Source organism: Actinomadura napierensis (assembly GCF_039529375.1).
In the GTDB taxonomy this organism is placed as follows: Bacteria; Actinomycetota; Actinomycetes; order Streptosporangiales; family Streptosporangiaceae; genus Spirillospora; species Spirillospora napierensis.
In genome coordinates this window covers 60,678-71,041 of the sequence record NZ_BAAAMR010000050.1, presented here as the reverse complement: position 1 = coordinate 71,041, position 10,364 = coordinate 60,678, and the positions used below count along the sequence as shown (strand labels likewise).

Here is a 10,364-nt window from a genome sequence, read left to right as displayed (position 1 = left end):
CTGCACTACGGTGACCGCATCACCCTGAACTGAAAACCGATCACCGCCTCACCCACAGACTTTCAGACAGTCCCGCGCGACCTTTGCTGAGAATGCGGTGTTCAGGCGAGTGCGTGTGGGGGGACGGATGGAGTTGAGGTGTGCGGTTCAAACATTGGCGTGGGGTGGCGCGGAGGTGGCGGGCGAGTTGATGGCAGAGGTGGCCGGGGTGCGCGTTGATCTATCGCGGGTGCGGGTGGCGGGGCGGGTGGGGCTGCGGCTGCGGGGCGCGCGGGTGGACCTCAGTGAGGGGGTGTTCAGTGGCCCGATCACCCTGCATGGTCTCCAGACGCCGATCGAAGGTGTGGACGAGAGCGCGATCGCATGGGGGGCGGGGGCGGGCGCGGAAGGTCGGACGCCGGCGGTGCGGGTGACGTCGCTTCGAGAGACTGACGCCGAACGGCTCACGCTGACCGATGTGGATCTGAGCGAGTGCCGGTTCGCTGGTATGCAGCACCTGGACAAGCTCACCATGGACGGCCGATGCGCGTTCGCCGTCGATCCGCTTGGCAAGCGGCAGGTTCTGGCCGAGGAACACTACTGGCGTCATGCCCGGGGCGGTCGCCGAGCGCAGCGCTGGATGGCCGCGGCTGACGGGAAGGTGCTGGATCCGGCGCGGCTGGAGGTGCTGTACCGGCAGTTGCGCAAGGCGCTGGAAGACGGCAAGAACGAGCCGGGCGCGGCTGACTTCTACTACGGCGAGATGCAGATGCGCCGGGCCCGCGCTACTCGCTGGCCGGACCGGCTGCTGCTGACCGCGTACTGGGCGAGTTCGGGATATGCGCTGCGCGCCGGCCGCGCACTGGGCACCCTGCTCACCGTGATGATCCTGGTCACCGCGGCGCTCGCCCTCATCGGATTTCAGACCCCGGGGCCGGCCCCGCGCGCTCGGGGGACGCTGAGCGGTCCAGACGGCCGCGCCCAGCCGATCAACCTCACCCTTCCCCGGCAGGACACCGGACCGACGGGCTGGAGCGACCGGGTCGACAAGGCCACCGTCGCCACCCTCAACGCGGTCTTCGTCCGCCCCCCGGCGACGGGACTGACCCTGCCCGGCCGCTACATCGAGGTCGTCGCGCGGATCCTCGGGCCGCTGCTGCTGGGTCTGTTCCTGTTGTCGGTCCGCAACCGCGTCAAACGGTGACCAGCCGACCAAGATAGCGAGCTATCGCGATAGGTCGATAACTATCGTTATGTAAATCTGGAATGGACGGAGGGCTTCCTACCGGACCCAGCGTGCTGGGCGAGATCTAGGCGAGGCCGTGCTCGATCGCTGCGGCGTCTGCCCGGAAGAACAGCTTGGACGGGAGCTGCTGGAGTCCGAGGCCAGCGTAGAGCCGCTGAGCACCGGGGTTGTTGGTGCCGGTGGTCCATTCGACGCGGCTGCACTCGTGCTTGGCGGCGACCTCGTATAGGACGCGCATGAGCACGGTGCCGACCTCGGAGCGCCAGCGCGAGCGGGTCACGTACAGCTCTTTGAGGTACAGGCTGCGGGTGAGCCGACTGCCGGACAAAGGAACGAGTAGGACGCGAGGCCGACGACCTCATCGCCGTCCAGGGCGGCGAGCGCGTACCCCGCCGGCGGGTCGCCGAACAGGGCTTGGCGCAGTTGTCCAGCGCGCGCTTCCGGTGACCCGTCGGTGGTGTCGCCGTAGAACTGGTCCATCTCCTCCAGCCGCGTGAGGAGCTGCGGGACATGTGCGGGGGTCGCTGCGGCTACGGTCACCGTCACGTGGTGGTCCTCCTGGTCTCGGGGGGCGAGGACAGTAGCTCACGAAGCTGTCGCGCGGCCGGCAGACGGCGGCGTGGGGGCTCGCTGATGGTGCCTAGGACCTCGCGGCCGCGCATGCTGATGATGCCTTGCCGCTGCGCCTCGGTGATTGGGTCCAGTGCAGCGACCGCGCTGGCTACGGCCCTCGGTGATGTCGCCGTCCCTGGTCAGGCAGAGGGTGCGGTCGAGCAGGCAGAGGGTGTGGTCGGTGAAGTCGTGGGACGGGCACAACGCCAGGGCCTGCTGTTGTGCGGCCCACGCCACGGCGGTGTCGCCGAGGTAGGTCAACAGATCCAGCGCAGCGCGGTAGAACAACACCAAAGGCTGCAGCAGCAATCCACTTGACCGACCCAATAATGTGCATGGTGCCCGCATTGTTGCTAAACATGACTCCACGGTGACCGACGGCAGTCGTACCTTGCTTTCATGACGTTGAGGAACCCTTCGGCTCTCCCAAAGGCGATGCCAGCGGAGGTAAGGGTTCGATCCGCGCCGAGCTGCTCTCAGCATGAGGCGACCTGGATGCAGGTTGGTAAACCTGCTGGTCAAGGTTGCACTTGTCATGCGCTGGACTCAATCCGGTGGACGCCGGTGCAGAGTTTGGTCAACCACAGTCGGCTTTTCAACGAAGCCCGGAGTAGCGAGCTTGTGGCCGGACCTGGCCAAGGTCTAGTCGTTTAAGCGCAGTTAGATTGTCTGCACATCACACTGCTCTCGCAGTGCTTCTTATCCACGGTTGATCGTTGATCACGCGTAAGTTAGCTTTCCTCTGGTCATGCTTTCGACTCTCGTGAAGTGTTGGCTGGATTCCCGACGGAGAGTTACTGAATTCAGGCTACCTGAATCTACTTAACGTATCCATTGCGACACAATTTGTAGATATTTGAGGATAGGGCATAACGGCGGCACGTTTTGCGCCGGGGTTTTGCTCGCATGATCCATTGATAGCCGATGACGCCTTGAAGGCGAACCATGTCGTGCATACGGAAAGGAATACCGAAATAACAATGCCCAGGAAGTCGCTTATTCTGAGCACTAGCCTCTTCGTGGCTGTTGCAAGCAGCATCCTCCTCCCGGGAGTCTTGTCATCCGCCCATGCTGGTAGCGGCTGCCCCGCTGCGACGACGACGATCACCAGTAATCAGGAATTGGCCTCAGCTCTGGCTGATGCCACACCAGGCTCAGTGATTAGCATCGCGGACGGCAACTATAACGGCGATTGGGTGGCAACTGCATCTGGAACCCCGGCCCGCCCAATATGGCTCTGTGGTAGCGCAAATGCCATGCTTACCAACGATGGCTACAGCGGGGGGTATGGCTTGCATTTGAACGGTGCAGCCTACTGGCACTTGTACGGATTTTCCGTCTCTAATGCTCAGAAGGGTGTAGTGGCTGATGCGGTGACCGGCGTAGTCATCGAAAATTTGAAGGTGTATGACACTGGCGACGAGGCAATACACCTGCGCGAAAACTCGGCTCGAAACACCGTTACCGGCAACGTCATTCATGACACTGGGAACAGAAGAGAAAAGTTCGGCGAAGGAGTATACGTTGGATCCTCCGACGCAAACTGGGGAATTTTGACGAATGGGCAACCTGACCACTCGGACTTCAATGTCATATCCAATAACACTATCTATAACACCACTGCGGAATCAATCGACGCAAAGGAGGGGACCGTAGGCGGTCTTATTACAAGCAACAGGTTCGATGGCGCCGGCCTCACTGAGGAAGGAGGAGATAGCTGGGTCGATGTCAAAGGAAATGATTGGATGGTGACCGAAAATACCGGAACCAACTCCAGAGGTGACGGCTTCCAGACGCACCATAGAGACCGCACCAAAGACGGGCTCGGAGATTGGGGGCTACGCAACACTTTTAGCGCGAATACCGCCGAGGTGCAGGGACCGGGGTATGGCTTCTATATCCACGATCCAAGCACTACTGAAAATGTCGTCGCGTGCGATAATCAAGTCGCGAATGCCGGACTGGGCTACGCAAATACCGCCTGTGCGCCGACTACTTAACCGTGGGTGGCGCAAGCTGCAACTAGAAAGGAGTGGTATGAAGGCACTAAAAAGCATCATCGCGATACTCATTACCCTCATCATTACGGCTGTGCCATCGGCAGCCATGGCGCAGCAACCCTCTGGATCACCGGGGAAGGACGCTGGCAACGTCCTCAGCACCAAGAGGGAAAGCTGCCAACCGAATCCGACGGATGGTGGAAAGACCACCTGGTGCATCAAGGAGGAGAAGGGAAATCCACAGGAACTTCACAAAAAGTTCGCCGAGGCGCGCAACAAAAAGGAACTGAGCGCGCAAAAAGTCACTCCCCCAGAAGTGCCGGACTGTCCGGTCACGATTACGCAGTCAACAATACCGATGAGCCGGCTGAGCATCTGCTCAGCAAAGATTTACAACGTCTTCGTCTATATAGATAATGACCCGAGGAAAATTGTAGGAACGCAGAAATTCTACAATTGGCAGTGGATCTACTATCAGTGGAACGCAACTCAATGGCATCATGAGTCGCTAACCGCAGCAGACGCAGGTAAGGACGAACTCTCCGGCGGTTCCTACATGTCGATGAGGTCGCTGTGCAGCATCTTCAGCGAAAGGTGCCAGACCGCCAGGTCGAACCCCACAGAGGCGTTCCCGTGGCTCTTTACCGGCACGCAAAAAGTAATCTACGACTGGCAGGAAAAGCTGATTCAGGACCCGCTTCCTGGATATGAATACGCGACTGCACTCGGGGGGTACCTGGGCATGGAACTGAGTTCCTCTACTCCTGGGTCTGAACCTCCGACGCAAACTATCATCGATAACGGATCACTCGATGGTTTCGGGCAAAACCTCGATGGTCGGTGTGACAACGCCGACACTGCGCCGTCCGAGGGACATCCTGACGGGACGATCAATCGTGGTTGCGTCGATCAGGTATTCACTCCCCTCCTCGAATACGACGCACGCCCGGATCATAACCCACTTGTCCAGGAAGTCGCGAAGCATATTTATGACAGGCAGAAGGGCGATCCGAGTGCCACCCCTGTGGCCGACGGCGCCCCTACGCCCACCAATAAAACGCTCCCGACCCGCTGGGGAGTAGGCACCATCGGCCGGCCTCTTCACAGGACGCAGGACGAGAGCAGGATCACGGCCAACCGCAACACCGCGTGTCCCGCTGGTCGCCCAGTCAGCTGTGATGAGTGGCCCATGGCCTCCACCCGCGAAGGCGCAGCGAACCCCGAACCACCAGTAGATGGACAAGACTGGTCTTGGAGGACGGTCCCACGGGCTGCGAACGACAGCCAGGGAGGCCTTACAGGAGATTTCTACAACAAGAACCGAGTGCTGGACGGAGACGCCTTCTGGCTTCGAGCCATCCTGAACGATGGTCGGGCATCCTGGTAGTCATGGCTTCTCCAACAGACGAGCAGCGAACGACACTCGCTGCCAAGGTTCAAGACGGCCAGTACTACGTGCTGTCGTCGGTCGAACGCGACAACCCATGGCCTGAGCCTCGCGATGGCCTCACCACCGGCGAGGACAACTGGGTCGCTGTGCTCACAGGTACGGCCTGGGGGCCAGTCACCCTCAACCTCGAAAGTTTGACGGGTCGCCCTGACAACATCGAGAGCGGCTGGGACATGGTTGTCGAACGGGACATTGTCACCGAACGTGGCGGTCTTGCCATTACCAGCACGTACGGCGATGGGCCACCCGGTGGACTGAGGCTGCGGCCAGGACGCGGACGTCTCCGCATCCATGTTCGCGACAGGTTCACGGCCATGTCTGGAGGTAACCTGGAAGAGCCTGTAGAAACCCATCTCATCCAGGTCTGGCCGACAGATGGACCTGAACCGCCAGCTGTCCTCGTCGGACCAGACGAGGCGGCGCCTCAAATCAGCCCGAGCTAGGCGAGACAGAGAAGGCGCTGTTTTTGAGTCTGGGGGGTTCGGTCGGAGGCGCGGCCGGACCCTCCAGTGCGCGAGCAAACCTCATCGCCGTCCAGGGCGGCGAGCGCGTACCCCGCCGGCGGGTCGCCGAACAGGGCTTGGCGCAGTTGTCCAGCGCGCGCTTCCGGTGACCCGTCGGTGGTGTCGCCGTAGAACTGGTCCATCTCCTCCAGCCGCGTGAGGAGCTGCGGGACATGTGCGGGGGTCGCTGCGGCTACGGTCACCGTCACGTGGTGGTCCTCCTGGTCTCGGGGGTCGACGTCAGTAGCTCACGAAGCTGCCGGGCGGCGCTGGGACTCGTTGATGGCGCCTAGGACCTCGCGGCCGCGCTTCGGTGAGCGGTTCCAACACAGCGACGGCGCAGGGTACGGCCTCGGCGATGTCGCCGTCCCTGGTCAGGCACAGGATGCGCTCGGTACACAGGTCTGGTGAGGATGCCTCCTCGCCAGCGGCACGACGGGGCCGACTGCTGCTACTTCGGCAGTGGGAGTGGAAGGATCAGCACCTCGTAGGTGGGGGCGTCTTCCCAAGCGGGTCGTAGCCGGCCGGCCTTCCGCCAGCCCCACGACACGTACGCTCGGTACGCCGGTTCGTTGTCCTGCTCGACCAGCAGCGTCGCGCGTGTCTCTGGCCGGGTGCGCAGCAGTTCGTCGTGGAGCCGGTGGGCGATGCCGCGGCCGGTCCATGCCTGCCGCACCATAATCTCGCTCAGCGCGAAGGTGCGGTAGCCGGTCTCCTCGGTGAAACCGGGCTCGGGCTCCTCTTCCAGGCCGCTCCACCAGCGGGCGTCCGGGCCGAGCGGCCAACCCCAGGTCTGGCCGATCGCCGTCCTCGCCCCGTCGTAGGCGACGACCATCTCGAACCCGCGATCCGATCCGGTGTAGGCGTCAAAGCGGTGCATGAACTGCTCTACCGAGTCGAACGGATCTCCTGAAGCGATGGCCGCTGTGTAGGCGTCGGTGTAGACGGACTCGACCACGCCGCGGATGCCGCGTGCTTGCGCCGCGGTGAACCGCCGGAACGTCACCTCGTCCTGGTCACCCATGATCAGGACGGTACTCGGCTGTCAGAGTGTCGGCCACCGCGTCGAGCCTGCCGCTGAATTCCTCGTCGCCGACTGCGCGCAGTGACTGCAAGGTGTTGAGCGCCCGGACGGAGGTGACGTTGCCTTCCAGGGCGGATAGCGCCGCCCGGCCGTTCTCCAGCGCGCCGTCATGGTCGCCGAGGCTCAGCCGGACCGAAGCCAGGCGCGCCTTGTAGAAGGTCTGGTTGCGCGGCAGCAGATCGTCGTCTTCCAGCACGCGCTCGTACAGCACCGCGGCTTGGCCACGATTACCGGAGTCAGCGGCAGCGCGCGCCTCATGGCCCAAAACCTCGGCGTGGGTTACGAACGCAAACCATGGCCGGTCGCTGGGATGCGGGCCTCGGTCGAGCTCGCGGTGTGCCGTGAGGACGGCAGACCGGGTCGTGTGCTCCTCGCCCAGCAGTGCCGCCGCGGTGGCGCGCCGCATGTTGATCAGTGCTCGCAGTTTCGGTGACATCTCGTAGCGGGTGGCCTCTTCCGCGCAGTCCAGGAAGCGCAGGGCCTCGCGCGCGGGTCCGCGGCGAAGGCTCAACCGGGCCAGTGTGGTGGACTGCAACGCCATCGTGGCGAATACGTGGGCGCGCAGGCCTCCGTCGGCGGTGCCGTCGGCCAAGAGACGCGCCTCGTGCGCCAGGCGGCGCGCGGTCGCCATGTCGCCGGCGTCGAAGGCGATGAAGCTGCCGCACACCCCGAGGTTCGCCCCTGCCGAAAGCAGGTCGGTTGTCATGCTGGTGGGGTACTCGGCCTCGTCGATGAGGTGTTTGGTCTGCTGGAACAGCAGCATCGCCTGGCGCAGCAGGCCGGCCCCGCCCACGGTCCAGTCACGGGCGTGCAGCTCTTCCACGCACGCTTGCAGATAGCGGATGTGGGCGGACCCGATGCGTTCGGGAGGAGCAGAGAGCGCGGGTAGCAGTGCGCTCGCAGTCAAGGTGACCACTGCGCCGTTGAAGGTGCGCCGGTCCACGTTCTCCTCTTCTAGCTGCTGCGATTTCGAGATCTCAACCGTCGCGTTCGGTGTACCCAAAATGACCGGTAAGAGAGCCTCTCGCGGCATGTGCAGGGCGTCCGCCCAGGCCAGAAGCTCGCGGACGTCGAACAGGGTGCCGCGGGCTCTGGTTTCGATCCTGTGGACCATCACCTTGTTCCAGCCGGGCACCAGGGAGCCCATCTGTTCCTGGGTGAGCCCGGCGGCGTTTCGTACCAGCCGGACCGCTTCACCGAGATCGTGATCGGCGAGCACCTGGCGCAGCTTTGGAGAGTCCCACAACCAGGTGGGCGCATGGCCGGCGATCGAGACGTCCGCAGAGGCGCAGGATGCGCATACCGGCTCGTAGTTGTAGCGGCTGAGCCGGGTGGCCTTGCATCTCGGACACAACGGCCCCTCATGTGACATCACGCTCTTGTACCCCTCGACGTCGACAGGGATTTTTCGCGTTGTTGCCATCACGGTAAGGCAGAGCGCCGAAATGGACTGCCTGTCTTGTTGCCAATCTGGAAACAAGCAGTCGCTTGGCCGGTATCCGTTCTGGTGGTTGGCGCCGGCGCTCTGGCTGGCTTGGCTGAGGCTGCCTCGCCATTCGGAGGACTACAGCGTGAACGGCACCCGAGAAGACGACATCATGATCCTCAGCAAGCTTGCGCATCGGCTCGAACCGACGGGACTGCGGGCACGGCTCGTGTTCGACGCTGAGCCGGTGAACCTTCACCTGGCCAACCCGTACTACGTCACCCAAAGCGGTAAGGAACTGCTGTTCGGGAACCTTCATGTCCTCCGCGGGCTGGGCGCTCACGAACTGCTGCGCTGGTCCGCCGGCGACATCCTCGGCCCCGTCTCGGATCTCGACGGAGCGGTAGCAAAGATCCACACCTCCCTGGCCATCGGCGCAGCCGCATGACGGCCCCGAGCCCCGACACTCCCCCGCTCCCCTTGGGGCCCGCCGAACCTGTGCACGGCTGCGAGCCGCGCTTGAGGGAGCTGGCCCGCCGCTTGGAGCAACGCAACTGGGCATGCGAGCTCACCGGCGCGGGAACAGCTGACACGGCGCTGCGAGCCACCCCACCAGCCGCCAACAGCGCCCGCGTCGCCGTGGTCGTCGTCCGAGACTGCGGCGCCGACCCGTACTTCGCCTTCGCCAGTACGCCGCACCGCCAGTTCGCCCTCGTCGACGACCTCGACCGCGCCGTCCGCGTGATCAAACACGTGTACGGGAGCGCCCGGCCGCCCGCTCCATACGTCCCCGAAGGGTTCGTGGAAGCCGCTGCCGCGCTCGCCGTCGGGGATCCGTAGCTGACCGCGCCGGGACGCAGCGCGGGAGGTGCCCCCAGTTCCTCCGCCCGCTGTGTCCTTCCCGGTCCCGGGAGTGCTGCTCCTCCCGGGCCCCCCGTACGGCCCCGGGGCGAGGGTCAGTCGCCCCGGGCCGTACGGCCACCGGACAAGCAACGGCGGCGGGGACACCGCCCACAACCGGACCCCCGCCGCCAGCCACCCCTCCCCCGTAATGGACCCTGATATGAGCGATCAACTCGACCTCAATCACGCCAGCCCCGCGCGGATCTACAACGACTTCCTTGGCGGCAAGTCGGCGTTTCCGATCGACCGCCAGGCCGCACAGGCCGTCGTCGACGCCGCACCCGATGCCCGGCAGGTCGCGATCGAGAACTTTCGGTTCGCCGGCCGCGCTGCCCGGTGGGCCATTGAACGGCTCCGCGCGCTCGACCCGCACCAGCACGCGCAGGTCCTGGACATCGGCTGCGGGATCGTCGACGACCTGCCGCAGGACATGCCGCGGGTGGAGGACCAGGTCCACGCCGTCGACCCGGATGCGGTAGTGGTGGGGGTCGACAACGACCCCGTGGTCCTCGTACACGCCCGCGGCCTGCGGCAGCCCGGCTACGGCGGCGTCCTCCCCGGCGACGTCACCGATCTGGACGGCATCTTCAACCACCCGGACCTGCGCGCCGTCATCGACGTGGACCGGCCCATGACGGTGATCCTGGCCGCGGTGCTGCACTTCGTGGCCGAACCGGGCCGCGTGATCACCGACCTGGGTAACTGGCTGGCGCCCGGCAGCATCGTGGTGATCTCCCACGCCACCACCACTAAAACCGCCGCTACCAGGGTCAACGGCATGACCAAGGCGTACGACAACGCCACCAGCCGCATCTTCTTCCGACCGGAGAAGGAGATCCTCGGCCTGCTCGACGGGTGGCAGGTGGTGCGCCCGCCGGGGCTCGTCGACGTCGCCGAGTGGGGGCTCCCCCACCCCCACAACGGCCAGCGCGGGGAAGACGTCCGGGTGGTCGGCCTGGTCGCTGAACTGCCGAGCAGCGCTCCAACGTCTTGCGCCTCCTCGTGATCGCCCGCCTGGCCAGCCTGACGGGGGCCAGACCACCCCATCAATTGATGATCAAGGAACCGACTCGCAATGACCTCTTCTCGACCGCAACCCGACACGTCGCCCAAGTCGTCCACGGTGAGTGATCACCAGGCCGGAGCGAGCGTCGCCCCTAC

The 10,364-nt window shown here is 64.2% G+C and carries 11 protein-coding genes; 7 read left to right on the top strand and 4 right to left on the bottom strand.

All coding sequences use genetic code 11. The features are described from left to right. The first annotated feature begins 190 nt into the window (after positions 1–190). Positions 191–1,183, top strand: coding sequence for a hypothetical protein (locus tag ABD296_RS26085; RefSeq protein ID WP_344272283.1), 993 nt, complete (start codon positions 191–193; stop codon positions 1,181–1,183). A 106-nt stretch (positions 1,184–1,289) separates the two neighbouring features. Here the strand turns inward: ABD296_RS26085 and ABD296_RS26080 are convergent, their stop codons facing one another. Both ABD296_RS26080 and ABD296_RS26075 read right to left on the bottom strand, forming a co-directional pair. Continuing rightward, positions 1,290–1,505, bottom strand: coding sequence for a GNAT family N-acetyltransferase (locus ABD296_RS26080; RefSeq protein WP_344272280.1), 216 nt, complete (start codon positions 1,503–1,505; stop codon positions 1,290–1,292). Continuing rightward, complete coding sequence (locus tag ABD296_RS26075) at positions 1,502–1,771, bottom strand: hypothetical protein (RefSeq protein ID WP_344272278.1); 270 nt, start codon at positions 1,769–1,771, stop codon at positions 1,502–1,504. Before ABD296_RS26075 ends, ABD296_RS26080 begins: the two co-directional genes overlap by 4 nt. A gap of 1,322 nt (positions 1,772–3,093) precedes the next feature. On the opposite strand from ABD296_RS26075, the gene ABD296_RS26070 reads away from it, so the two are divergent. The 3 genes from ABD296_RS26070 to ABD296_RS26060 are packed head-to-tail and all read left to right on the top strand — an operon-like array spanning position 3,094 to position 5,730. Beyond that, a complete protein-coding gene (locus tag ABD296_RS26070) occupies positions 3,094–3,837 on the top strand; it encodes a right-handed parallel beta-helix repeat-containing protein (RefSeq protein WP_344272275.1) in 744 nt (247 codons plus the stop codon). A gap of 37 nt (positions 3,838–3,874) precedes the next feature. After that, positions 3,875–5,224 carry a NucA/NucB deoxyribonuclease domain-containing protein gene (locus tag ABD296_RS26065; protein ID WP_344272273.1) on the top strand — a complete coding sequence of 450 codons (1,350 nt, stop codon included), beginning with the start codon at positions 3,875–3,877 and terminating at the stop codon, positions 5,222–5,224. Positions 5,225–5,226: 2 nt separating this feature from the next. Then, entirely contained in the window at positions 5,227–5,730 is a 504-nt protein-coding gene (locus ABD296_RS26060; RefSeq protein ID WP_344272271.1) for a hypothetical protein, read from the top strand. Between the two features lie 511 nt (positions 5,731–6,241). Here ABD296_RS26060 and ABD296_RS26055 read toward each other — a convergent pair. Beyond that, positions 6,242–6,814, bottom strand: a complete 573-nt coding sequence (locus ABD296_RS26055) for a GNAT family N-acetyltransferase (RefSeq protein ID WP_344272269.1) — start codon at positions 6,812–6,814, stop codon at positions 6,242–6,244. Further along, positions 6,807–8,297, bottom strand: coding sequence for a helix-turn-helix transcriptional regulator (locus tag ABD296_RS26050; RefSeq protein ID WP_344272266.1), 1,491 nt, complete (start codon positions 8,295–8,297; stop codon positions 6,807–6,809). Before ABD296_RS26050 ends, ABD296_RS26055 begins: the two co-directional genes overlap by 8 nt. A 148-nt stretch (positions 8,298–8,445) precedes the next feature. Here ABD296_RS26050 and ABD296_RS26045 point away from each other — a divergent pair, with 148 nt between their 5' ends. From ABD296_RS26045 to ABD296_RS26035, 3 genes are all read left to right on the top strand, one after another. Next, complete coding sequence (locus ABD296_RS26045; protein ID WP_344272263.1) at positions 8,446–8,748, top strand: hypothetical protein; 303 nt, start codon at positions 8,446–8,448, stop codon at positions 8,746–8,748. A gap of 92 nt (positions 8,749–8,840) precedes the next feature. Further along, positions 8,841–9,140 carry a hypothetical protein gene (locus ABD296_RS26040; protein ID WP_344272260.1) on the top strand — a complete coding sequence of 100 codons (300 nt, stop codon included), beginning with the start codon at positions 8,841–8,843 and terminating at the stop codon, positions 9,138–9,140. A gap of 223 nt (positions 9,141–9,363) precedes the next feature. Then, complete coding sequence (locus ABD296_RS26035) at positions 9,364–10,209, top strand: SAM-dependent methyltransferase (RefSeq protein ID WP_344272257.1); 846 nt, start codon at positions 9,364–9,366, stop codon at positions 10,207–10,209. The last annotated feature ends 155 nt before the right edge of the window (positions 10,210–10,364 follow it).